Below are 24,127 nucleotides of genomic sequence, written 5' to 3'. Positions count from 1 at the left end.
CACCTTCGCCGCGCTGGGCGAGCTGTACCAGTACTTCCAGGCCCAGATCGCCCGTCGCCGCACCGGCACGCTCCGCGACTCCGACGACCTGCTGTCCGTCCTGGTGGCCGCCGAGGTCGACGGCGTCGACTGCGCGGATCTGGGCACCGGACGCGACATCGACGCGCGCTGAGCCCGGCGCGTCAACCGAGCATCGCCGCGGCGAACCGTTGTACCGCCTCCGCACCGGTCTGGGCCGCCCGGTCCTGACCGGGCCGCGCGCGGGTGGCGACCTCGCCGGTCGACGGGTCCAGCGTCACCTCGGCCAGCAGCTCGCCCGTCGTCGGCTCGCACACCGCCCAGGAGTAGAGCGTCTCCGAAGACCACTGTGCGGCAAGGGATTCGACGTAGTCGGTGCGGTGCTCGCCCAGGTCGGCGAGGGCGGGCCGGTCGTCGACGCGGTCGTCGGCGCGCAGCGCCCGCAGGTACCAGGTGCCGGCGTTGATCTCGACGGGCTCCACCCGGACAGCTTGCCAGACGTGGCTCGGCCCCGCTGCCGCGGCAGCGGGGCCGCTCCCACCCCTCGGCCCTGCGACCGACCGTTGGTCCAGTTATCCGACGGACCACACTGGGGCAAACAATAGCCCCAACGCGATCCGCGGAAGGTTCTTTGGCCAAGAAAACAAAAACGGGGCGTCATCGTCTGATGACGCCCCGTTTTCGAGAAGTGGGATCTATTCGGCGCTCTTGAGCTCCGCGATCACGGTGCCCTGGGTGATCGCGGCACCGGCCTCGACGGACAGCCCGGTCACGACGCCGTCCTTGTGGGCGGTGACGGGGTTCTCCATCTTCATCGCCTCCAGCACCACGACCAGGTCACCGGCGGCCACGGTCTGGCCTTCCTCGACGGCGACCTTGACCACGGTGCCCTGCATCGGGGCGGTCACGGCGTCGCCGGACGCCGCGGCGCCACCGCCGCCACCGCGCTTGCGCGGCTTGGGCTTCTTGCGGATCGCGCCGTGCGCCGGGGCGCCGCCGTTGCCGAGCGCGAGATCGCCGGGCAGCGACACCTCGAGGCGACGGCCACCGACCTCGACCACGACGGTCTGGCGGGGAACGGTGTCCTCTTCGTCGATGGGGTCGCCGCCGGTGAAGGGCTCGACGGTGTTGTTCCACTCGGTTTCGATCCACCGGGTGTGCACGTCGAACTTGGTGCCGTCGCCGATGAACGCCGGGTCGGCGACCACGGCGCGGTGGAACGGGATGACGGTGGCCAGGCCTTCGACGGTGAACTCGTCGAGGGCGCGCCGCGAGCGGGCCAGGGCCTCCTCGCGGGTGGCGCCGGTGACGATCAGCTTGGCCAGCATCGAGTCGAACTGCCCGCCGATCACCGAGCCGGTCTCCACCCCGGAGTCCAGGCGCACGCCGGGGCCTGTCGGGGGCACGAACTTGGTGACCGGGCCGGGGGCGGGCAGGAACCCGCGGCCGGCGTCCTCACCGTTGATCCGGAACTCGATCGAATGCCCGCGCGGGGTCGGGTCCTCGGTGATGTCGAGGGCCTCACCGTTGGCGATCTTGAACTGCTGCAACACCAGATCGATCCCGGAGGTCTCCTCGGTGACCGGGTGCTCGACCTGCAGGCGGGTGTTGACCTCCAGGAACGAGATCAGACCGTCCTGGCCGACCAGGTACTCCACGGTGCCCGCCCCGTAGTAGCCGGCCTCCTTGCAGATCCGCTTGGCCGACTCGTGGATCTCCTTGCGCTGCGCCTCGGTCAAAAACGGCGCCGGGGCCTCCTCGACGAGCTTCTGGAAGCGGCGCTGCAGCGAGCAGTCGCGGGTGCCGGCGACCACCACATTGCCGTGGGTGTCGGCGATCACCTGGGCCTCGACGTGGCGCGGCTTGTCCAGGTAGCGCTCCACGAAGCACTCACCGCGGCCGAACGCCGCGACGGCCTCGCGCACCGCCGAGTCGTAGAGCTCGGGGATCTCCTCGATGGTGCGGGCCACCTTCATGCCGCGCCCGCCGCCACCGAAGGCGGCCTTGATCGCCACCGGCACGCCGTACTCCTTGGCGAACGCGACCACCTCGTCGGCGTCCTTGACCGGGTCCGGGGTGCCGGGCACCAGCGGCGCCTGCGCACGCGCGGCGATGTGACGGGCGGTGACCTTGTCACCGAGATCGCGGATCGACTGCGGGCTGGGCCCGATCCAGATCAACCCGGCATCGAGCACCGCCTGGGCGAAATCGGCGTTCTCGGACAGGAACCCGTAGCCCGGGTGGATCGCGTTCGCGCCGGACTTCTCCGCGGCGTCGAGCAGCTTCTCGAACACCAGATAGGACTCCGCCGAGGTCTGACCACCCAAGGCGAACGCCTCATCGGCGAGCCGGACATGCGGTGCGTCGGCGTCGGGCTCGGCGTACACCGCCACGCTCTGCAGCCCGGCGTCGCGTGCTGCACGGATGACCCGGACCGCGATCTCCCCACGATTGGCGACAAGCACCTTGGAGATCTTCGAGCTGGCGTGACTGGCCACTGCGCCTCCTGATGGCATGGTTCTTAAGAGCTTCCTAAAGACGATACTGCGGGCAGTTTAAGCGCCCCAATTCGAGTGTCGGCGAGCCGGTCCCTTACCCGCCGGTAACCCTGCGAAGGTGCTTACGGTCGCTGGGGTGCGTCCTCGCGGGGGGCGACGTTGTCGGCGGGGCGCCCGGGGGTGTGGTGGCTGACGCGGTCGCCGCCGGCGCGTTTGGCGGTGTACATCGCGACGTCGGCCTGGGCGGTCAGCCAGTGCAGCGAGTCGACGATGTTGCCGGCGTTGAGCGATCCGACCGCGACGCTGGCGGTGCCGACGCTGCCGGTCAGGTCGTACGGCGTCGCGGAGACCGCGCGCCGGGCCTGCTCGCCGAGAGACTCCGCGACCGGGGTGGTGATGACGTCGGCGACCAGAAGTTTGAATCTGTCCGTGTGCCGCTCGAGGCGGCTATTTGAGACGGTTCTTGATCCGGGCCAGCATTGCGGACATGCCGCGCAGCCGCAGCGGGCTGATCAGCTTGGCCAGTCCTAGGTCGGTGTAGAAGTCGTCGGGCACGGCGAGGATGTCCTGGGCGGGTTGCCCGTCCAGGCCGGTGGCCAGGATCGCGGCGAATCCGCGGGTGGTCGGCGCCTCGGCGGGTGCGCTGAAGTACAGCCGCACATGGTCACGGTCGCCGGCGTCGACGTGCAGGAACAGCGGCGACTGGCATTCGGGCACCGGCTCCATCGCGGCCTCTTCGAGTTCGGCGGGCAGCGGTGGCAGCTCCCCGGCGAACTCCAGCAGCAGGGCCAATTTGTCTTGTCCCTCAACCTCTTTGAAGTCGGAGACCACCTCGGCCAGCGCGGCCGGCATGCTCACGGTGCCTCGCCCGGTTCCTCGCCCACCGCCACCGGCACCCGCACCGCGTTGCCCCACTCGGTCCACGAGCCGTCGTAGTTGCGCACGCCGGGCAGGCCGAGCAGATGGGTCAGCACGAACCAGGTGTGGCTGGAGCGCTCGCCGATGCGGCAGTACACCACGGTCTTGTCGTCGGGGGACAGGAAGCCGTACAGCTCGTCAAGCTCGGCGCGGCTGCGGAACTTCCCGTTGTCCTGCGCGGCCTTGGCCCACGGGATCGACACCGCGGTCGGGATGTGGCCGCCGCGCAGCGCGCCCTCTTCGGGGTAGTCGGGCATGTGGGTGCGCTCGCCGGTGTACTCCTGCGGGGAGCGGACGTCGATCAGCGGCTGCTTGCCGAGGACGCCCAGGACGTCCTCCTTGAACGCGCGGATCGGGGCGTCGTCGCGTTCGACGACGGGGTAGCCGGTGGTCTGCTTGGTCGGCACGTCGAGGGTGGTGTCGCGGCCGTCGGAGATCCACAGGTTGCGGCCGCCGTCGAGCAGGCGCACGTCGGGGTGGCCGAACAGCGTGAACACCCACAGCGCGTAGGCGGCCCACCAGTTGCTCTTGTCGCCGTAGATCACGACGGTGTCGTCGCGCGAGATGCCCTTGCGGTTCATCAGGTCGGCGAACTGCTCGCCGGTGATGTAGTCGCGCACATGCGGGTCGTTGAGGTCGGTGTGCCAGTCGATCTTGACCGCTCCAGGGATGTGGCCGGTGTCGTAGAGCAACACGTCCTCGTCGGACTCCACGATGGCCAGACCGGGCCGGCCGAGGTTGCCCGAAAGCCAGTCGGCGGTGACGAGCCGTTCCGGGTGGGCGTAGGACTGCAGGGCGGGGCTGGGGTCAGCAGGTAGCGGCACGTCTCCGAGCCTACCGGGAGGTGGGGGCGGGTTTGGCTGCGTGCGTGCCCAGTTTCTGCCGACTACGGCGTGACGCCGGTCGGGTCGGTCTGCGGGGCCGGCGCGCCGTCGAGCGCATCCGGGCGCATCGCGTAGCTGATGACGCTGAGGGTGATCAGGATCAGCGCCGCGACGGCGGCGATCTTGGTCCGCCCCTCGACGCGGTAGAGGCCGTGGCGCATGTCCGCGCGGGCCTGTCGCCAGGCGGTGCGTCCGGCGTAGCGCAGCGGGTTCTCGACGAAGTGGTGCAGCGCGACGGCCAGTCCGAACGCCAGCGTCAGCACGCTGGCGTAGAAGTACACGTCCGGCTCCATCATCGCGGCCAGCAGCACGATCACCGGCCAGTGCACCAGATACAGCGCGTAGGACAGGTCGCCGACGTAGGTGATGGCGCGGTTGCGCAGGAACCCCTGGAAGACGGGTTCGCGGCCGACGCCGGCGGCGAGGACGAGCGCGGTCCCGGTCACCGGCAGCAGCGCCCACGGTGCGGGGAATCCGGCCGAGCCGTCGAGGACGACCATGCTCGCGCCGATCAGCGCGACCCCGGCCCACGACAGCAGCGGGCGCACCAGTTCGGGCAGCCGCACGAACAGCCCGGCCGCGGTGGCCAGCAGGGCTCCGACGCCGAGTTCCCAGGCGCGCGCGGCGGTGTCGAGGTAGGCCCAGGTCGGCGACGTGGACGTGGTGTAGAGCGCCCAGGCGAAGGACGCGATGACGAGCAGCCCGGTGGCTGCGGCGACGCGGGCCAGCCGGCGGCCGTGGCTCCACGCGCCGCGCACGCCGAGCGCGGTGATTCCGACGATCACCAGCGGCCAGAGGACGAGGAACTGCTCCTCGACCGACAGCGGCCAGTAGTGCAGCAGTGGTGACGCGGTGTCGGTCGCGGTGAGGACGTCGGTGCCGGTAGCGGCGAAATGCCAGTTGGCGGCGAAGAAGAACGCGTACAGCGCGTCGATGCCGGTATTGCGCAGTGCCGGTGGCGGCAGCACGTAGACGACGGCGACGAGGGTCGCGATCAGGACGACGGTGGCGGCCGGCGCGATGCGGCGCAGACGGTCCCGGTAGTACCGGCGCAGCGACGGGGTGCCGTCGTCGGCGGAGTCCCGCAGCAAACTTTCGGTGACGAAGAATCCGGCGATCACGAAGAACACGTCGATGCCGACGAAGCCGCCGCCGGGGAAACCCCACAGATGGTGTGCGAAGACGGCGAGCACCGCGACGGCACGCAGTCCCTGGATGTCCAGGCGGATGTTTGCTCGTTCTGCGCGGCGGCGTCGACGATTGACGGAGTCTCGCCATTGATCGAGCTTTGTCACCACGTGAAATCCCCCCAGCGTGGTAGATGAAGATCGGTAGATCGTTCATCGCCATCTTCCCGCGTCGGTGAGTTTCGACAACTCGACGTGTCTTGCGTCACGTCGGGGTGGACCAACTCTGCCGGCCCTATGGGAGCTGCGTGATTCCTGGGTGGTTGCTGCCGGTGTGCTTGGGATTCGGGCGTGGGCGTCGCGGCGGACTTAGCCTGATGTCAGCAAAGCCATCGGTTGTCGTGGGGCGTTTGGCATTTGGCATAAGGAGCCGCAAATGATCAGAGTATTCGCGTCGACGGTGGTCGCGATGTGCGCCGCTGCGGGAGCCGTTGCGGCGGCGGGTCCGGCGGCAGCGCACGCCGACGACGCGCAGATCCAGTACAAGGAGCCCAACGAGATGTGGGTGATGCCCGACGTCAAGGACGAGGTGCTGTTCCGCGCCGAGCAGGACGTCGAAGGCGTCGTGGACAACATGCCGCTGACGTTCAAGACCCTGGCCCCCAATCACGAGGCGGTGTACAACCTCGAAGACTGGGTGGTGTGCGGTGAGTCGCCGAAGGCGGGAAGTGCGTTGTCGAGGGAGAAGACGACGTCGGTGACGTTGTTGGTCGAGCGGCCCGGCGGTAAGGCCTGCGGCGCCTAGCGGGCAGCGTGAGCAAATCGTTATCGAACATTTTGGGTTGAACTCCCAGGCACCTCTAAGCTTCTCGGCATGAAGCTGAAGGGGTTGAAGAGGCAGCGGCGGACGATGGCGGTCGCGGCGGCGACGGCCGGGGTGTTCGCGGTGGGGGTCGGCATCGGCGCACCGATCGCATCGGCGCAGGAGGGTGAAACCTGGACGGTGCCCGCTGTCCGCGGGGAGATCTTGCAGAACGCGGTGGACGCGGTGATCGAGGCCGCGGGCGAGGAGAACGTCCGGTTCAACGTCTATGACCGGCAGTTCAACCAGGTCGTCTACAACTACACGAACTGGGTGGTGTGCGGGCAGTCCCCGTCGGCCGACAGCACTGTGCGCATCGGTGAGCGGCCGCGGACGGTCACCTTCTCCCTGGCTCGGCCCTCCACCGGCTGCTAGTCACCTCGTTCCGAAAGCTAGCGCCGCCAGAGATTCGAGAGGGACAGTCCGGTGCGGCGGAGCAGCCGGTGCACCAGGGGCAGGCTGATCCCGATCACGTTCGACGGGTCGCCCTCGATGCGCTCGACGAACCATCCGCCGAGTCCGTCGAGGGTGAATGCCCCTGCCACGTACAGCGGTTCGCCGCTGTCGAGGTAGCGGGCGAGGTCGGTATCAGTAGGCTCGCCGAAGTGGACTTTGGTGCTGCCGGTGTCGCCCTCGGTGTGGGTGATCACGCCGCCGGAGATCCGCAGCAGCGCGTGTCCGGTGAGCAGATGCCCGGCCAAGCCCGCCATCGATTTCCATTGCGCCCGAGCCGCTTCCGGAGACCCGGGTTTGCCGCGCAGGGTGCCGTCGAAAAACAGCATCGAGTCGCAGCCGATCACCACGCAGTCGGCCATCAACTCGTCGGGGAGCTGGGCGGCCACGCTGAGCGCTTTGGCGTTGGCGAGCTTGGCGACCACCGCTTCCGGCGGCAGGTCCGGATCCAGTGAGGCGAGCAGGGCATCCTCATCGACGTCGGAGACGATCACCTCGGGGTCGATGCCGGCCTGGCGCAACACACCGAGCCGGCCCTGCGACGCCGACGCGAGCACGACGCGCGTCATCGGTCAATCACGCTGGTCATGGTGGCGATGCTATCGGTGCCCGGACCGACGAAGAGCCCGCGCCGGGCGCCCGTGGTTTCCGGGTTTGCCGCAGCCGTGAGCGGGTATTCGAAGAGCTTCGCTGCCGTATCAGATTAATTGTTGGTTTCTCCGGATTAACATTTGGCTTCCGAAGGGGAAGTTCTCGCTCCACATCCCCCGTTTGGCGTGCTCGGTTAGCGGTAGAGCTCCTGTTTTCGCAGGTAGAAATGATTCGGTCAAGCCTGAGCGGTCTGGTACGCCGGTCCCGGTCTGCTTTTGACACCGGCGGAAGGGTCTGCCATTCTTTGATCAAATTTTCGAACAATGGAATGTGGGGGCAAGCGGGATGTCGACTTTTGCTGCAAGATTCTCGGCCGTCGGTACCAAGTTTCAGGTGGGCGCCGCCGCGTGCGCCATTGCCGGCGCGGCGGTCCTGACGCCGGCCGTCGCCGCTCAGGCCGACGTTCTGAGCATGCCCGCGCCCGCGGCGCCGGCACTCACCGAGTTCATGCAATCGCCGGTGGTCTCGAACTTGATGGCCGCACCGGCGCTGGGCGCCGGCACGCTCGCCGAGCAGGGCTGGTGGTGGTTCCACGGCCCCGGCCCCGGTGAGGACGGCCCGACCACATTCTTCGAGTTCACGCCGCTGGCGCTGATCCCGAACTGGTTCAAGCCGCTCTACAGCTGGTTCACCCAGAGCATCAACTTCTCGACGTGCATCTTCGGGATCACGCTGTCGATCGGCCCGTACGGGACCACCAAGCTCGGCTACAGCACGGGTTGCTGATCCACCTCTGACACGAGCGAAAACAACTCCAGGCAGCGGGAACCCGCTGCCTGGAGTTTTCGTGTCTAATGCGAACGCTGCCTAGCGCCGCATGTGCATGCGTTCCAGGAGGGTGACGCGCTGCCAGCTGGTGACGTCGTAGCGCAGTTTGTCGACGGGGTGGCCCCAGGGGTTGAGTTCCTGTGGGCCGGGGTCGGCGGGCGCGCCGCCGCCGGCGCTGGCCAGCACGGCGACCAGTGCGGCGAGTTCCTCGACGGTCGGTTCGCCTTTGATGACCTGGAAGTGCGGATCCGGTGGTGGCGGGTCGTCGATCGTCATCTCCCGCGGGTCGGAGACCTCGACGATGTCGGCGTCATGGTTCATTGCGCAAAGTCCTTGTCTGGCAGGGCGGATCAGAGCGGGATGTTGCCGTGCTTCTTCGGTGGGGTCTGGACGACCTTGCGCTCCAACAGCTTCAGTGCGGTGGCGACGTAGCCGCGGGTGTGTGACGGCGGGATGACCGCGTCGACGTAGCCGCGCTCGGCGGCGATGTACGGGTTGACGAGCGTGTCCTCGTACTCCTGCTGCAGCTGTAAGCGAAGCGCTTCAACATCTTGGCCGTCAGCAGCCGCTTGCTTCAATTGCTGGCGGTAGACGAAGCCCACCGCGCCGGAGGCGCCCATCACGGCGATCTGAGCGGTCGGCCAGGCGACGACGACGTCGGCGCCCATGTCCTTGGACCCCATCACGCAGTACGCGCCGCCGTAGGACTTGCGGGTGATGACGGTGACCTTGGCGACGGTGGCCTCGCCGTAGGCGTAGAGCAGCTTGGCGCCGCGGCGGATGATGCCGTTGTACTCCTGGTCGGTACCGGGCAGGAAGCCCGGGACGTCGACCAGCAGCACGATCGGGATGTTGAAGCAGTCGCAGGTCCGGATGAACCGGGCGGCCTTCTCCGAGGCGTTGATGTCCAGGCAGCCGGCGAACTGGGTGGGCTGGTTGGCCACGATGCCGACCGGGCGGCCGTCGACGCGGCCGAAGCCGACCACGATGTTGCCCGCGTAGCCGGCCTGCACCTCGAGGAACTCGTCGTCGTCGAGGATGCGGGTGATGACCTCGTGCATGTCGTAGGGCTGGTTCGGCGAGTCCGGGATCAGCGTGTCCAGTTCGAGGTCCTCGTCGGTGAGGCTTTCCTCGATCGGGGCGTCGGCGGCCGGGGCCGGGTAGCGCGGCGGCTCGGCGTAGTTGTTGGGCGGCAGGTAGGACAGCAGGTCGCGGACGTAGTCCAGGGCGTCCTGCTCGCCGGAGGCGACGTAGTGCACGGTGCCGGACTTGGCCATGTGGGTGTGGGCGCCGCCGAGTTCTTCCATGGTGACGTCCTCACCGGTGACGGTCTTGATGACGTCGGGGCCGGTGATGAACATCTGGCTGGTCTGGTCGACCATGATGACGAAGTCGGTCAGGGCGGGGGAGTAGACGTGCCCGCCGGCCGCGGCGCCCATGATCAGCGAGATCTGCGGGATGACCCCGGAGGCCTTGATGTTGTTGTGGAAGATGCGGCTGTACAGGCCGAGGGAGACCACGCCCTCCTGGATGCGGGCGCCGGCGCCGTCGTTGATGCCGATCAGCGGGCGGCCGGTCTTGATGGCCAGCTCCTGGACCTTGACGATCTTCTCGCCGTAGACCTCGCCGAGGCTGCCGCCGAACACGGTGGCGTCCTGGCTGAACACGCAGACGTCGCGGCCGTCGATGGTGCCGTAGCCGGTGACCACACCGTCGCCGGTGGGCCGGTTCTTCTCCAGGCCGAAGTTCTTGCTGCGGTGCTTGGCCAGCGCGTCGAGCTCGACGAACGAGCCCTCGTCCAGCAGCGCCAGGATCCGCTCCCGGGCGGTCAGCTTACCCTTGGCGTGCACCTTCTCCACGGCGGCCTCGCCGACCGGGTGCAGGGCCTCTGCTGCGCGTTTGCGCAGATCGGCCAGCTTCCCGGCGGTGGTGTGGATGTCGATGTCGTGGAAGCCGGAGGGCGTCGCCGAAGATTCCGTCACGCTGGTCATAGCTTCTGATGCTAACGGCGCACGGTCGAGAAGCGCGGGCGACCCCTTACCAAAACCTTAAAAATGGGGAAGGGTGGTGGATTCGTACCGGTCAGGCCCTCAGGAAACCAATCTCTCTCCGACCCCTGCCAAGGACAGGTTCGGAGTCCGCGCCGAGTCCGCGAACAAGAACCTCATGGTAGACGTCACGAAAATCGGTCGTGACTTTGAGGTCGTCATCGACGAGGTCGGTCAAACTTGGGTCATCGCCGTAGAAGCCGCCCCGAACACGTTCGCCTGCAATGAACACCGGCCCAGCAGTGCCGTGGTCGGTGCCATCGGAAGCGTTGGCCGCCACCCGCCGGCCGAATTCGGAGTAGGCCATAACGACGACGTCCTGGGCGTGCCTTGTGCCAGAGACCTTCTCCATAAATCCAGTCACGGCATTGTCCAGTTTCGTCAGGAGCCCCTGCTGAGTGCCGCGCTCGTCAGCGTGAGTGTCAAATCCGCCCAATTCCACACTGTAGACCTGGGTTGGCAGGTTAGCAGCGATGCACGCCACGACGTTGTCAAGCTGAGCAGCGAGCGCGTTGTTGTCTGAATCCGTCTCTTCCCGGACCGGTCCGTCATCGTCGAACATTGGCTCGAGCCCCTGGTTCACATGCGAGGCAGCGCGGTAGGAGTCGCATACCATGCGCATCGCTTGGCTGTCGTCCGAGTGACGTTGTGAGAGGGCGTCAATGAGCGCACTCGAGCTTTCAGATGGTCTGAACTCCCGACTGAACAGTGCACCAACGGATCTTCTGCCGACAGTGAGGGCCGGGACCACACGGCCGAAGTGCAAGGCGCGGAGCGGATCTTCGCCGGTGGAGTCCAGCCAGCGGCCAATCCATCCGGTGTTCTCCGCATTATCTAGAGAAGCTGACTGCCAGATATCCATTGAGCGAAAATGACTCCGGTCCGGCTCCGGATAGCCGACGCCGCGAACGATTGCGAGCGAACCGCTTTGGAACATATCGGCCATCCCGGTCATGCCGGGGTTCAAACCGTAGTTCTCGTCGAGGGCGAGCACCTCATCCGCCGCATAGGCCAAATCGGGACGGGCGTCCTGATAAGCGTTGTCGGTAAAGGGGATAACGGTGTTGAGTCCGTCGTTTCCACCGTAAAGCGTAACGAGAACGAGTATCCCCGTGCCGTCTGAAATCGGTCGCTCTTTGGCGGCTAGTAGCAGGTCGGCCCACGTAACGGTCGGCATGGATTCCACCGCGGCTACCGCGCCAACCCCGATGCAGCTAGTCAGGAACCCGCGTCTACTGAAATTAGGCATTGTTGTTCCTAAGAAGTCAAGTATTCCGGCGTGTTTGCAGCGGCGGCGACAAGTGCTGGTGGATTGTTGCGCAGCGGTTTTAAGGCCTTTACGCTGCGTTCGGACCACGCGCCGATGCCGATTAAGTATCCAGCCGCGTCGATGCGGTCATCTTTTGGGGCCTCCGCTACCAGGCTGATGTCCCCATCGGCAACTACCTTGCCCGCGATTCGCCACCGGATGTTTACCGCTGACGTTGACAGCCATGCTTGGCCAGACGGCCATCCGCTCACGTCGGGAGGGTAAAAGGGCAACTGTCCCAGTGACTTTAGCGTGTTGGCCACGGTATTGACTTGTGCAGCGTCGCCGAGTGGGGCCCGCACAGCTCGTATCAGTCCGATCAGCCAGTCCGTAGGACTGGTCACGACGGTGGCGGATCTCTCCTGGAAACTTGGGTCGGTTAGTACGGCTGTTGTCAACGCCTTAAGGTCTCGATCCGGTCCATATGCCGTTACTAAGCGCTGAAGTGTTGCATCGGACGGTGGAGTATCGGAGGCTAGTTGTTGCCACAATCTGCTTGCGATGTAGCTTGCGGAGCTCCGCTCGGCCACCACCACGTCACAGAATTCATCGACGCCGATCTTGCCAGTGGTGCCAAGAACCGTCTTGGTCGAGTCGTCGTGGCGCTTGGCCACGAACTTGACGTCGACGAATCTCCGCACAGTCCAACCGGTCAGGGCCCGTGCGCCCTCTCGGACGTCCCTCTCCGAGTAGCCGCTGCCGTGGCCAAGGGCAAACAGCTCAAGGAACTCCCGTGAGAGGTTCTCGTTCGGTGCGCCGGCTTTGTTCTGCTGCCCGTCGAGCCAGGTAATCATCGCCGCATCTGTCAGCATTGCGTAGGCAAGACTGCGGAAATCGCCGAGGCAAAGGTCGCGCAGCTTCTGATTTTGGTTCGCCATGCTGCGGGCTACCCGGACCTTCGCAGCAGAGGTAGCAAAATGATTGTGCCAAAGAAACGTAAGCTTTTCATTGGTCGGGTTAACGGCTGTGGCCATACGGCGGATCCACCAGTTCGTCAACTCACGCTTCTGTTCGGCGCGATTCTGGAAGTATCGCCGGCTGGCCTGCTTGTCAGATTCCTCGGGACGGTCCGCGACTATGAAATCCGGCATCGGAGTTGCGACGACGCCCGGATCGTTCGTGAAGTCAGCACTCAGGATTTCGTTAACGTACGACGGGGTGTCACCGATCGCTAACGCTGCGTCAATCTCAGATCCGCGGGCACCAAATCCGCTGCGGCGAAGCACGCGAGCTGCCTTTATCCACTGAGCTGATTGCGTGGACACCCCCAACTACCCCCAAGGCCGATATCGAGACGAAACACAGTAGACGGCGCCAGCATGATTGCGCCGGTATGCGGCGTACCCCACTGTACGAATGGAACTCCACTACTAATGTAATCGAAACGCTGGACTGCGGCGAGTGGGCGCGAACTAAGAATGCGGTAGACACGAGTACCGCGTCCGAACCAAAGTCTCTAAATTAGAAGCCAATTCGGGGTGCGGCTTGATTTCGTGATGCGATCTGGCTGTTACTAAAAGTCGACCACAGCCTGACTCTGCCAGGTCTATTGGGAGAAGGACGCTCGTTAGCGCCGCATGTGCATGCGTTCCAGGAGGGTGACGCGCTGCCAGCTGGTGACGTCGTAGCGCAGTTTGTCGACGGGGTGGCCCCAGGGGTTGAGTTCCTGTGGGCCGGGGTCGGCGGGCGCGCCGCCGCCGGCGCTGGCCAGCACGGCGACCAGTGCGGCGAGTTCCTCGACGGTCGGTTCGCCTTTGATGACCTGGAAGTGCGGATCCGGTGGTGGCGGGTCGTCGATCGTCATCTCCCGCGGGTCGGAGACCTCGACGATGTCGGCGTCATGGTTCATTGCGCAAAGTCCTTGTCTGGCAGGGCGGATCAGAGCGGGATGTTGCCGTGCTTCTTCGGTGGGGTCTGGACGACCTTGCGCTCCAACAGCTTCAGTGCGGTGGCGACGTAGCCGCGGGTGTGTGACGGCGGGATGACCGCGTCGACGTAGCCGCGCTCGGCGGCGATGTACGGGTTGACGAGCGTGTCCTCGTACTCCTGCTGCAGCTGTAAGCGAAGCGCTTCAACATCTTGGCCGTCAGCAGCCGCTTGCTTCAATTGCTGGCGGTAGACGAAGCCCACCGCGCCGGAGGCGCCCATCACGGCGATCTGAGCGGTCGGCCAGGCGACGACGACGTCGGCGCCCATGTCCTTGGACCCCATCACGCAGTACGCGCCGCCGTAGGACTTGCGGGTGATGACGGTGACCTTGGCGACGGTGGCCTCGCCGTAGGCGTAGAGCAGCTTGGCGCCGCGGCGGATGATGCCGTTGTACTCCTGGTCGGTACCGGGCAGGAAGCCCGGGACGTCGACCAGCAGCACGATCGGGATGTTGAAGCAGTCGCAGGTCCGGATGAACCGGGCGGCCTTCTCCGAGGCGTTGATGTCCAGGCAGCCGGCGAACTGGGTGGGCTGGTTGGCCACGATGCCGACCGGGCGGCCGTCGACGCGGCCGAAGCCGACCACGATGTTGCCCGCGTAGCCGGCCTGCACCTCGAGGAACTCGTCGTCGTCGAGGATGCGGGTGATGACCTCGTGCATGTCGTAGGGCTGGTTCGGCGAGTCCGGGATCAGCGTGTCCAGTTCGAGGTCCTCGTCGGTGAGGCTTTCCTCGATCGGGGCGTCGGCGGCCGGGGCCGGGTAGCGCGGCGGCTCGGCGTAGTTGTTGGGCGGCAGGTAGGACAGCAGGTCGCGGACGTAGTCCAGGGCGTCCTGCTCGCCGGAGGCGACGTAGTGCACGGTGCCGGACTTGGCCATGTGGGTGTGGGCGCCGCCGAGTTCTTCCATGGTGACGTCCTCACCGGTGACGGTCTTGATGACGTCGGGGCCGGTGATGAACATCTGGCTGGTCTGGTCGACCATGATGACGAAGTCGGTCAGGGCGGGGGAGTAGACGTGCCCGCCGGCCGCGGCGCCCATGATCAGCGAGATCTGCGGGATGACCCCGGAGGCCTTGATGTTGTTGTGGAAGATGCGGCTGTACAGGCCGAGGGAGACCACGCCCTCCTGGATGCGGGCGCCGGCGCCGTCGTTGATGCCGATCAGCGGGCGGCCGGTCTTGATGGCCAGCTCCTGGACCTTGACGATCTTCTCGCCGTAGACCTCGCCGAGGCTGCCGCCGAACACGGTGGCGTCCTGGCTGAACACGCAGACGTCGCGGCCGTCGATGGTGCCGTAGCCGGTGACCACACCGTCGCCGGTGGGCCGGTTCTTCTCCAGGCCGAAGTTCTTGCTGCGGTGCTTGGCCAGCGCGTCGAGCTCGACGAACGAGCCCTCGTCCAGCAGCGCCAGGATCCGCTCCCGGGCGGTCAGCTTACCCTTGGCGTGCACCTTCTCCACGGCGGCCTCGCCGACCGGGTGCAGGGCCTCTGCTGCGCGTTTGCGCAGATCGGCCAGCTTCCCGGCGGTGGTGTGGATGTCGATGTCGTGGAAGCCGGAGGGCGTCGCCGAAGATTCCGTCACGCTGGTCATAGCTTCTGATGCTAACGGCGCACGGTCGAGAAGCGCGGGCGACCCCTTACCAAAACCTTAAAAATGGGGAAGGGTGGCATGCGCTGTGTGATCTTGGGTCCGGCGGCGATTCGCTGTGTTGGTAGCCTGCGGTCATACCGCGGGGGCGGCATAGGGGAGGTCTCGCCTCATCTTTTTCGGAACGCACCGCGCGCGGTCGTGGGAGCGACGCGCGACGTTAGTGGCGACCATTGCCGCCCTTGGGTTTTCAATCCTGACGCTGGTGGTTCGCGCTCTGCCGCTGACGAACAACGTCGCGCTGGTCCTTGCCGTCGGGGCGCCGTACACCGTGATTGCAGCGTTGGTGGGACTCGCCGTGGCGGTGCTATCGCGCAGGGTGGTCCTGTCGATCGTGGCGGTCGTGGTCGTCGCCGCCTCGCTCGGGATTCAAGTGCGTTGGTATTACGGCGGGAACGCGCCGGAAACCGGCGAGGGCGTCGAGGTGCGAGTGCTGTCGTCCAATTTGCGCTACGGGCGTGCGGACCCGAGCACGTTCGTCGAGCTGGCTCGAAACAGCGCGGATGTCATCACGGTGACCGAGTTGACGGCTGAAGCAGTGCGGAATTTTCACCAGGCCGGCATAGATGAGATGTTTCCGTATTCGATTCTGTTCCCTGCTTCTGGAGCGGGGGGGAACGGAATTTGGAGTCGATATCCGCTGACGCCTGTGTCGCCCACCCGGTACTGGAGTTCCAGCATGGTGGCGGCCCAAGCGCAGATTCCCGGCCTGACAAGCGAAATTGCGGTGGCCAGTGTCCACGTCACGTCGCCGATGGCGTCGTTCGACAGCTGGCGAAACGGCATCGTGGCGACAAGGTCCAGACTTGCAGGTCTGGCGGACGCGGTGGACTCGGGGACGGTCATCGCGGCCGGCGATTTCAACAGCACGCCGGACATGCGACAGTTCCGAGACTTGCTCTCCAACGGATTCCGGGACGCTGTCGTGCAGGCAGGAGCCGGTTTCGCACCGACCTTCCCATCCAATCGTCATGTTCCGCCGTTGATCACAATCGACCACGTCCTGACACGCGACGCGAATGTGGAGTCCGTCAGCAGCGTTTCCGTACCGGACAGCGACCACCGCGCACTTCTAGCCACGCTTCGAGTTACCGCCACTAACACGAGAACCTGAGCAAAAGCCAAGAAAGTACATCGTCAGCAAACATATTGCGGTGGTGAAACGAGTGTTGAACAATCGCGAAAACTCTGTCATTCAATGCCCTTCGCGGGTGGCGCGGATAGTGAGAAAACCGCTGGTTGCGAGGTGTTTTGGGGCCTGGAGAAGGTGTCGTTGCCACAATGCGCGTTCCGGTTGACATGCCCCGCGGAGTCTGACATATTTTCAGCTAACTCAACCGGAGTGAAATGAGGGGGACATGGCTAGAGTGGCCGCGAAATTGTCGAATGTAAGCACCAAGTTCCAGGTGGCCACCGCGGCCACGGCGGTTGCTGCTGCAGCTGCGTTGACGCCTGCCGTCGCCGCGAACGCCGATCTCGCACTGCCCGCCCCGGCGGCGCCGGCGATGTCGGAACTGGCCCACATCGCGGCTGCGCCCGCGCTGGGAGCCGCTTCCATCGCCCAGCAGGGTGGCTGGGTCTGGTTCGGTCCTCCGCGGCCGGACGCCCCGCCGAAAACCACGATCCTCGACTTCAACACCGCGGCGCTGATCCCGGGATTCATCAAGCGCTGGTTCGGCTGGCTCGGTCAGCTTAACTTCGACGCCTGCGTCTTCGGTATCACCGTCTCGATTGGGCCCTACTTCTCCGTGAAGGGTTCGATCAGCCGGGGCTGCTGATTCTCGTACATGCGGTTAGTCAGATGGGACTGCCATGTTGGCAGTCCCATCTGCGTGTTCAGTGCAAGTGACGAGAATCCACCGACCACGGGAATCCTTCTGAGTGAATAAGTTCTCCCGACGTCCGTTCGGCGATCAGCCTGGGCGCGACGACGATGACCCCTCAACAGACGAAGACGAGCGTCGGCCACACTGGCTGCAGGATCGGCACGGAGCGGTATGGACCGTTCTGGTGCTGCTCATCGTTGTCATAGCGTTCGGTGTTTGGTTGGGACTGAGCGCCTTCGACGCAAAAGACAATTTGGAGCAAGCGCGGACGAGCGCACAGCAGGCCAGAGATGCACTGCTGCAAGGCGATACCGAGGATGCCTCACGGTTCGCCGACGAAGCACAAACGCACGCGCAAAATGCCCGGAATGCTACCCATTCGGTGCCGTGGAACGTCGCATCAGTGATTCCGTGGGTTGGCAACCCCTTCAAGTCGGGGCAGCAGATCTCGGACGTGGTACTGGGCCTGGCGGCCGATGTGTTGAAGCCGTCGACTGATGTCGGCGTTTCGATCTCGCCGGACCAGTTGTATTCGGGCGGGCGGGTCGATGTGCAGGCACTGCGTAACGAAGAGCCACAATTGGCCAAGCTGTCGGAGGACGCCACGCGGCTCAATGCGGTGGCAAGCGAAATCTCCGATCCGGGTTACCTGTCGTTATTGCGCGATGCGCGTTCGCAGTTGCAAGATCAGACTTCCGAGCTTGCTGGCTTACTCGAGAACACCGCGTTGGCGGCGAGGCTCCTGCCCACGATGATGGGTGCGGACGGCCCGCGCACTTACTTCATGGGTTTTCAAACCAATGCTGAAGCGCGAGGCACCGGCGGGTTGCTCGGTGGATTCGGAGTCCTCCGATTCGAGAACGGCGCGCCCATGGTCGACGACTTGGGAAAGAACACCGAACTCACGGATGCCGTCGCGACTGTGGATCTCGGCCCGGAATTCGATCAGCAGTACGGGTTCACCAACCCAAAGACGGATTACCGGAACAGCAACCTGAGCCCGCACTTCCCCAACGCCGCGCAAATTTGGAAGTCGATGTGGGCTCAGAAGACTGGGATGAACGTCGACGGCGTGATCGCCATCGATCCGATCGCGCTGAGTTATGTCCTGGCTGCTGTGGGATCGGTGACGATGCCTGACGGCGAAGTCATAACAAAAGATAACGTCGTCGAACTGACAGAGTCGACGGCCTACATCCGGTTCCCCACGGACCAAGTAGCGCGTAAGAACTACCTTCAGGACATCGCGAATCTCGTTGTCCAAAAGGTAACCGCTCCGGTTGACTCACCGCGTGCACTGCTGGACGCCTTGGGTAAGGCGGTTGGGGAGCGGCGAATAGCAGTGTGGAGTGCCTCGCCCGAAGAGCAGGCGCTACTCGAGCAAACACCGCTGGCGCACATCGTGCCTAATGATCCCGCTCCCTACGCGAACGTCGTGATCAACAACCTCGGCGGCAACAAGATGGACTACTACCTTGAGCGCAGTATTGAGTACGTGGCAGACGGATGCGACGGCCAAACAAGAATGTCTACCGTCACCGTCCGAGTAAAGAACACAGCGCCGGCAGATGCACCACTACCCGAATATGTCGCGGGTACCGAGGGGCTAGTGAGCAACGTGCCGTTCGAAGTTCCGAGCGGCACGATGGTCTCGTCGGTGCGGCTACTAGCTACCACGAATGCGTCAATGGTAAGCGTGCTCGCCAACGGCGAGCGGATACCGTTCACCCAGAGTTCGGAACGCGGGCATCCCACTTACGAGGTACAAGTCCTTATACCGCCGGGACAGTCTGGCGAACTAAGCTTCAGACTTTCTGAACCCACAGCCGCAGGCGAAGCCCGCGTCCCCATCCAACCTCTGGTCGACGACCTGACACCTGTCGTAAAGGTGCCTGAGTGCTCAGGTTAATGGGCACCCTCATCGTGCAGGCACTGGAACTTGCTTTGGTGCCTCTACTCATCATCGTGGGGAATATGAAACCGCAGGTTTCAGCAGTGAAGGAGTGTCGTTGAATCTCCAAGACTTTGTGAGAGTAATGCGCTCTCGTTGGCTGACGGTCTGCGTCACGATGGTGATAGTGGTGCTTGGCGCCGCAGCGGTGTCTCTATTAACCACGCCGCTGTACCAGGCTTCAACGAGGCTCTTCGTCTCCACAACTGCAGGCTCGTCGGTATCCGAGATCTACCAAGGCAACCGCTACTCCCAGGAAAGAGTTGTCTCGTATGCGCAACTCCTTATGGGCGAAACGCTGGCGCAGCGCACTATTGACAAGCTCGGACTCGACATGAGCGCAGCAGCGTTACAAGACAATGTCAGCGCAAGCGCCAAACTGGATACCGTCCTGATCGATGTCCGTGTGCTCGACCCCTCACCCGTACGGGCGCGTGATATCGCGAACACGCTGTCCGACGAGTTCGTCGCTATGGTGCGCGAACTGGAGACACCAGAGGGCGGGGCGAGACCCGACGCACGCGTCGTCGTCGAGCAACGTGCCTCAATCCCCAGCACGCCAGTCGTTCCCCAGACCACCCGTAATCTTCTGATCGGTCTCGGATTGGGCGCACTCCTAGGCGTCGGACTAGCGGTTCTCCGCGAACTACTCGACAACACGGTCAAGAGCCGAGAAAACCTAGAAGAAATTTCCGGCGCAGGTCTGGTGGGCAGCATTCCACTGGACAAGGAACGGCGCAAGCAGACAGCCATTTCGTTTGATTCCGACAATACAGCGATAGCGGAGGCGTTCCGTAAAATCCGCACGAATCTGCAGTTCCTCGCCGTCGATAATCCCCCCCGCGTCATTGTGGTAACGAGCTCAATGCCGGGTGAAGGGAAGTCCACAACGGCGATAAATATCGCGCTGGCATTGGCGGAAGCCGAGCATAGCGTTGTACTTGTCGACGGAGACATGAGGCGTCCAAGCCTGGCCAAGTATCTTGACTTGGTTGGGCCTGTCGGATTTAGCACGGTGCTCAGTGGTGGAGCTTCACTCGCCGAGGCCCTTCAAAAGACGCGATTTCCAGGCCTGACTGTGCTGACATCCGGCGCTATCCCACCGAATCCGAGTGAGCTGCTGGGCTCGCAATCGGCGCGTAAACTTCTCAGCGAACTACGTACAAAGTTCGATTATGTGATTGTCGACTCGACACCCTTACTTGCCGTGACAGACGCCGCCATTTTGGCGGCCGGTGCGGACGGCGTGTTGATCATGGCGCGATTTGGTCAGACGAAGCGTGATCAACTCACGCATGCTGTAAGTAGCCTTGAAAGCGTGGGAGCGCCGCTACTGGGAGCCGTGTTCACGATGGTGCCAACCCGGGGCAACTCGTCGTACAGTTATAACTATACGTACTACGGGCCCGATAGCGCCCGGCGCGGCGCACGTTCGTCCTCCGATTCGTCGCTTCACGACCGGAGCGATGGAGTGGGCGTAGGCGGCGCCTCCTCGCCACCTTCAGACGACATGCGATCCAACGAGCAAGTGTCCCAGTCGGTCGGCAAGAGGCGAAAACCGGAGTAGGAAGGGCGGTGCGGTGATCCATTCGGCTGCAGCCGCGCCGATCACGCAACGCTTGTCGAGTACCCGCACTATCACGCTCAGCGGGGCGGATGGGGCTGGCCCGATCCCTCCATGTTCTTGCTCAAGCTCCACGCCCGAGGTGTGCTTCACATGCAGAATGGATCTCACTACTTCCTGAGCTAACCGATCGGGAGAGATTCCTCGTGGGGTGGTGGAGTTCGGATCGGAATAGTTGCACGCGTGTGGTCGATGAGTTGCGGTGAATGCTAGGCGATTTGGCGATGGCTTCGGCAGCGTGTAATGCCGCGATGACTTGCGCAGCTCGGCGATAGAGACCTCGGACAGGTAGCGACGGGTGACCCGCCATTCATCGTGGGACTCGATGACCACCCCCGCAGCACTGACGGCATGGGCCATCACACAACGAGTCTCTACACCACGTCTACGGACTCAACCCTCGACTTCACTACAGACGCCAGGGACGACGTAACCGGCTCTTCCGGAAATGGAGTGCAGGTAGAGGTGGCGGATAGCCGCGATGTCGTTGCCTGCCGCTGTTGTTGCCGACACGATCGTGCGGACCGTCGAGTTGGGGGTGACGATCACCGACGCCGATCTCGACGGCGAGGCCACGGTGGTGTCCTGCGCCCTGCTCGGCGACGGCCAGCGCGGGTGTCCCGACTGCGGTACCGAGGGCCGCTACCGCGACACCGTGATCCGCCGTGTCACCGATGTGCCCGTGGTAGGGCACCCGTTGCGGTTGCACGTTCGGGTCCCGCGCTACCGCAGCGGCGCGGCCGAGTGTGAGCGAGAAGTGGTCGTTCACAACACCGATCGCCTGGCCCGCCGCGGTTGGTCGACCACCCGGCGCTGCGCCCGCTACATCTGCCGACGGCTGATGATTGACCGGGCCACCGTGGGTCGCCCGTGAGCTGGGCTTGTCCTGGGACACCGTCAACGCCATCGCCATGGACGCCATCCAGATGATCGTGGCCCCGACGCCACCCGTCTGGACGGGGTACGCGTCATCGGTGTCGATGAACACCGCTGGTCACACACCCGCCGCCGCAGGCAAGACGGCTACGTCACCGTCATCATCGACCTCACCCCCCGTGCGCGACGGCACCGGGGGAGCACGGCTGCTCGACCTGGTACCCGGACGCTCAGCGGCAGCATTGACGACTTGGCTGGCCGAGCAGCGCGCGGCGTTTCGCGACCAGGTCGAGGTGGTGGCGATGGACGGCTTCGCCGGTTACAAGACCGCTGCCGCCGACCAGCTGCCCGAGGCCACCCCGGTGATGGACCCCTTCCACGTCGTCGCGCTGGCCGGCGTCAAGCTCGACCTGTGCCGCCAATGCATCCAACAGCAGACCTGCGGGCACCGCGGCCGCACCGGCGACCCGCTCTACGGAGTCCGCCGTATTCTGCGGACTCGGCTGCCGCTGCTCAATGCTCGCCGAAAAGCCAAGCTGGGAGCCGTGTCGCCGATGACAACCACCTCGCCGTCGAACTGTGCTGGGGCTTCTACCAACGCATGATCGCCGCCTACGCCCCGCCCCGACCGGCGCTGCGGCAAGGCCATGATGACCGAGATCATCACCGCAGTGCGCACCGGCGTGCCCGACGCCCTCGAAGAGCTGGCTCAGCTGGGCCGCACCCTGTGGCGTCGCCGCGCCGACGTGCTGGCCTACTTCGACGACCATGCCTCCAACGGCCCCACCGAAGCCATCAACGGCCTGCACTGCGGCAACCTCGCCCAACGAATTCGATGCGCTCTAAAACCCGAAGAGCCACGTATCCGTCCGATTTTCAACGTCGAGCAGCAGCTTTTCGACGACACAATTCTTCTGCGCGCAACAACAAGGCACTAACCGCATTGGCGGTCAACGCAACCGGAGATAACGCTTCGCCACACAGGACACCAATAGCAACGGCTCGATCAGGTACCTGTACGCCAGGCGCCGAGGCTCGTTCGCAAGGCGCCACAACCATTCCAACCCAGTCCGACCAATCCAGCGCGGCGCAAGCCGTGTCGTGCCGCCCACGTAATCAATCGCGCCCCCGACGGTGGCATACGTGGCGGGTGGCAGTACATGCAAGTTGCCCATAAGAAACTCCTCCTGGCGCGGCATACCTAATCCCACAATCACCAGATCTGGGTTGAAGTCACTAATCAGATCCACTGCGCGGCGTTCATCGACATAGCCGTTAATGCCAGAAACGGTCCAATTCCTCAGCTGCCGCTGCAGGCTGTGGACAGCCCTCGCATTTGATAATTCAGTTGCCCCAAAAACGAAAAGACGCTTCGAAGCCCGGGCATCCGGAAGCGCTGCGATCCAATCCGTTGAGGAGACACGGTATTCCGCCGGGAATCGCTTCCGAGACCAGCATGAAGCTAGCCAGCGAATCGGGGTACCATCAATCACAACCATATCAGCATACCGATACAGCTGCCGAAACTCTTCGTCTATTTGGTGCAGGTACGCACTATGCAAATTGTGATTCAGGAGCAGATGCTTCCCCCGCGCACTGGTAACGAACGACGCAATCTGTGAAGCGGTCAACGGTGAGACGGAAATATCGAGCGCACCAATGTGCACCCACTCCGCCTCGTGGCCATACAGCGCACGATCTTCTGACTCGCCAATGTTCCCCCACACAGACACCAACTTGCCATATTTTGTCGAGACACGCGATTCTTGGACCCGAGCAGAGCGGACCTTGATCGCATCCGTCGACGTGGCATATAGACCAGGCAACTTGGCACCAAAGCCGTGCGGACCCTTTAACCAACTAGCGGGCGAGTCCGACAGCTCATCACCTCGGCCCCGGCAGGTCGGCCGAGTCACGACATCTCTAGGGTCTGTCTGAATAACGGTGGATCTGGTCTTGGTCTGACACGCCGGGCGTGAGCTTGGCGGGAAGGACTGACGATGTCAGAAACACTCGACTCCATGGCGACCGATGTGGATCAACGCCAGCTCGCTGAGCAGCTGCTGGCGCAGGCGAAAGAACAGGGAATTGAGCTGGTCGGCCCGAATGGCCTGCTCAACGAGTTGACCAAGAACGTGCTCGAGACCGCGCTGGATGCGGAGATGACCGAGCACCTGGGCTACGACAAGCACGACCCCGCCGGGCACGGGTCGGGCAACTCCCGTAACGGGACCCGGGCCAAAACGGTGCTCACCGAGATCGGCCCGGTCGAAATCGAGGTGCCCCGCGATACGAACAGCAGCTTCGATCCGCAGATAGTCCGCAAGCGTCAGCGTCGGCTGGCCGGCATCGATGAGATCGTGTTGTCGCTGACCGCCAAAGGGCTCACGACCGGCGAGGTCGCCGCGCATTTCGACGACGTCTACGGGGCCACGGTCTCCAAGGACACCATCTCCCGAATCACCGACAAGGTCGTCGAGGAGATGACCGAATGGTGCAACCGGCCGTTGGAGTCGGTGTATCCAGTGGTGTTCATCGACGCAATCCACGTCAAGGTCCGCGACGGCCAGGTCACCAACCGGCCCGTCTACGTCGCGATCGGGGTGACCTGCGCCGGGGAGCGCGACATCCTCGGGCTGTGGGCCGGCGGCGGCGGTGAAGGGGCGAAGTTCTGGCTCTCAGTGCTCACCGAGATCAAGAACCGCGGCACTGCTGATGTGTGCATCGTGGTCTGTGAC

Annotated in this window: 22 protein-coding genes and 1 pseudogene; 10 read left to right on the top strand and 13 right to left on the bottom strand. The window is 64.3% G+C overall.

What is annotated here, in order from left to right; translation table 11 throughout:
* Positions 1–182: 182 nt before the first annotated feature.
* The 5 genes from ASJ79_RS26330 to ASJ79_RS26310 all read right to left on the bottom strand — a co-directional run bounded on the left by ASJ79_RS26330 (position 183) and on the right by ASJ79_RS26310 (position 5,613).
* Positions 183–500, bottom strand: coding sequence for a hypothetical protein (locus ASJ79_RS26330; RefSeq protein ID WP_067961727.1), 318 nt, complete (start codon positions 498–500; stop codon positions 183–185).
* A 213-nt stretch (positions 501–713) separates the two neighbouring features.
* On the bottom strand, positions 714–2,516 hold the full coding sequence (locus ASJ79_RS26325) for an acetyl/propionyl/methylcrotonyl-CoA carboxylase subunit alpha (protein WP_067961725.1): 1,803 nt from the start codon (positions 2,514–2,516) through the stop codon (positions 714–716).
* Between the two features lie 447 nt (positions 2,517–2,963).
* Positions 2,964–3,368 carry a SufE family protein gene (locus ASJ79_RS26320; protein ID WP_197420384.1) on the bottom strand — a complete coding sequence of 135 codons (405 nt, stop codon included), beginning with the start codon at positions 3,366–3,368 and terminating at the stop codon, positions 2,964–2,966.
* 2 nt (positions 3,369–3,370) lie between these two features.
* A complete protein-coding gene (locus ASJ79_RS26315) occupies positions 3,371–4,258 on the bottom strand; it encodes a sulfurtransferase (RefSeq protein ID WP_067961720.1) in 888 nt (295 codons plus the stop codon).
* 62 nt (positions 4,259–4,320) lie between these two features.
* Entirely contained in the window at positions 4,321–5,613 is a 1,293-nt protein-coding gene (locus ASJ79_RS26310) for an acyltransferase (RefSeq protein ID WP_231751055.1), read from the bottom strand.
* Between the two features lie 268 nt (positions 5,614–5,881).
* On the opposite strand from ASJ79_RS26310, the gene ASJ79_RS26305 reads away from it, so the two are divergent.
* Positions 5,882–6,250: a hypothetical protein gene (locus ASJ79_RS26305; RefSeq protein ID WP_067961715.1), complete on the top strand. Its 369-nt coding sequence runs from the start codon at positions 5,882–5,884 to the stop codon at positions 6,248–6,250.
* A 69-nt stretch (positions 6,251–6,319) separates the two neighbouring features.
* Complete coding sequence (locus ASJ79_RS26300) at positions 6,320–6,682, top strand: hypothetical protein (RefSeq protein ID WP_067961713.1); 363 nt, start codon at positions 6,320–6,322, stop codon at positions 6,680–6,682.
* A 17-nt stretch (positions 6,683–6,699) separates the two neighbouring features.
* Here the strand turns inward: ASJ79_RS26300 and ASJ79_RS26295 are convergent, their stop codons facing one another.
* Complete coding sequence (locus ASJ79_RS26295) at positions 6,700–7,329, bottom strand: nucleoside triphosphate pyrophosphatase (RefSeq protein WP_067961711.1); 630 nt, start codon at positions 7,327–7,329, stop codon at positions 6,700–6,702.
* 415 nt (positions 7,330–7,744) lie between these two features.
* Here ASJ79_RS26295 and ASJ79_RS26290 point away from each other — a divergent pair, with 415 nt between their 5' ends.
* On the top strand, positions 7,745–8,137 hold the full coding sequence (locus tag ASJ79_RS26290) for a hypothetical protein (RefSeq protein ID WP_369803780.1): 393 nt from the start codon (positions 7,745–7,747) through the stop codon (positions 8,135–8,137).
* 81 nt (positions 8,138–8,218) lie between these two features.
* On the opposite strand, the gene ASJ79_RS26285 is transcribed toward ASJ79_RS26290, so the two are convergent.
* The 6 genes from ASJ79_RS26285 to ASJ79_RS26260 form a co-directional block, all read right to left on the bottom strand.
* The gene (locus ASJ79_RS26285) at positions 8,219–8,500 is read right to left on the bottom strand and encodes an acyl-CoA carboxylase epsilon subunit (RefSeq protein ID WP_067961703.1); all 282 of its coding nucleotides are present in this window, start codon (positions 8,498–8,500) and stop codon (positions 8,219–8,221) included.
* A 29-nt stretch (positions 8,501–8,529) separates the two neighbouring features.
* Positions 8,530–10,170 carry an acyl-CoA carboxylase subunit beta gene (locus tag ASJ79_RS26280; RefSeq protein WP_067961701.1) on the bottom strand — a complete coding sequence of 547 codons (1,641 nt, stop codon included), beginning with the start codon at positions 10,168–10,170 and terminating at the stop codon, positions 8,530–8,532.
* Positions 10,171–10,261: 91 nt separating this feature from the next.
* Complete coding sequence (locus tag ASJ79_RS26275; protein WP_067961707.1) at positions 10,262–11,476, bottom strand: DUF1501 domain-containing protein; 1,215 nt, start codon at positions 11,474–11,476, stop codon at positions 10,262–10,264.
* A gap of 8 nt (positions 11,477–11,484) precedes the next feature.
* Entirely contained in the window at positions 11,485–12,762 is a 1,278-nt protein-coding gene (locus tag ASJ79_RS26270) for a DUF1800 domain-containing protein (protein WP_369803779.1), read from the bottom strand.
* 341 nt (positions 12,763–13,103) lie between these two features.
* Complete coding sequence (locus ASJ79_RS26265) at positions 13,104–13,385, bottom strand: acyl-CoA carboxylase epsilon subunit (protein WP_067961703.1); 282 nt, start codon at positions 13,383–13,385, stop codon at positions 13,104–13,106.
* Between the two features lie 29 nt (positions 13,386–13,414).
* Positions 13,415–15,055 carry an acyl-CoA carboxylase subunit beta gene (locus ASJ79_RS26260; protein ID WP_067961701.1) on the bottom strand — a complete coding sequence of 547 codons (1,641 nt, stop codon included), beginning with the start codon at positions 15,053–15,055 and terminating at the stop codon, positions 13,415–13,417.
* Between the two features lie 220 nt (positions 15,056–15,275).
* Here ASJ79_RS26260 and ASJ79_RS26255 point away from each other — a divergent pair, with 220 nt between their 5' ends.
* From ASJ79_RS26255 to ASJ79_RS34540, 6 genes and pseudogenes are all read left to right on the top strand, one after another.
* Positions 15,276–16,226 carry an endonuclease/exonuclease/phosphatase family protein gene (locus ASJ79_RS26255; RefSeq protein ID WP_067961700.1) on the top strand — a complete coding sequence of 317 codons (951 nt, stop codon included), beginning with the start codon at positions 15,276–15,278 and terminating at the stop codon, positions 16,224–16,226.
* A 244-nt stretch (positions 16,227–16,470) separates the two neighbouring features.
* Positions 16,471–16,890, top strand: a complete 420-nt coding sequence (locus ASJ79_RS26250) for a hypothetical protein (RefSeq protein ID WP_067961698.1) — start codon at positions 16,471–16,473, stop codon at positions 16,888–16,890.
* A gap of 103 nt (positions 16,891–16,993) precedes the next feature.
* Complete coding sequence (locus tag ASJ79_RS26245) at positions 16,994–18,847, top strand: DUF4012 domain-containing protein (RefSeq protein WP_082754076.1); 1,854 nt, start codon at positions 16,994–16,996, stop codon at positions 18,845–18,847.
* A 100-nt stretch (positions 18,848–18,947) separates the two neighbouring features.
* Positions 18,948–20,456 (top strand): polysaccharide biosynthesis tyrosine autokinase, encoded by a 1,509-nt coding sequence (locus tag ASJ79_RS26240; RefSeq protein ID WP_082754077.1) that lies wholly within the window; start codon positions 18,948–18,950, stop codon positions 20,454–20,456.
* Between the two features lie 538 nt (positions 20,457–20,994).
* Positions 20,995–21,387: a transposase family protein gene (locus ASJ79_RS34545; protein WP_231751053.1), complete on the top strand. Its 393-nt coding sequence runs from the start codon at positions 20,995–20,997 to the stop codon at positions 21,385–21,387.
* A 37-nt stretch (positions 21,388–21,424) separates the two neighbouring features.
* Positions 21,425–22,327 (top strand): annotated as a pseudogene (locus ASJ79_RS34540) (transposase).
* A gap of 12 nt (positions 22,328–22,339) precedes the next feature.
* Here ASJ79_RS34540 and ASJ79_RS26220 read toward each other — a convergent pair.
* A complete protein-coding gene (locus ASJ79_RS26220) occupies positions 22,340–23,116 on the bottom strand; it encodes a WecB/TagA/CpsF family glycosyltransferase (protein WP_082754075.1) in 777 nt (258 codons plus the stop codon).
* A gap of 273 nt (positions 23,117–23,389) precedes the next feature.
* Between ASJ79_RS26220 and ASJ79_RS26215 the strand changes: the two genes are divergently transcribed.
* On the top strand, positions 23,390–24,127 hold a 738-nt coding region (locus ASJ79_RS26215), incomplete at its 3' end, for an IS256 family transposase (protein ID WP_156448661.1).

It is taken from the genome of Mycobacterium sp. NAZ190054 (assembly GCF_001545925.1).
GTDB lineage: Bacteria > Actinomycetota > Actinomycetes > Mycobacteriales > Mycobacteriaceae > Mycobacterium.
The sequence above is the reverse complement of the archived record's forward strand: the minus strand, read 5'-3'. Positions and strand labels throughout refer to the sequence as shown.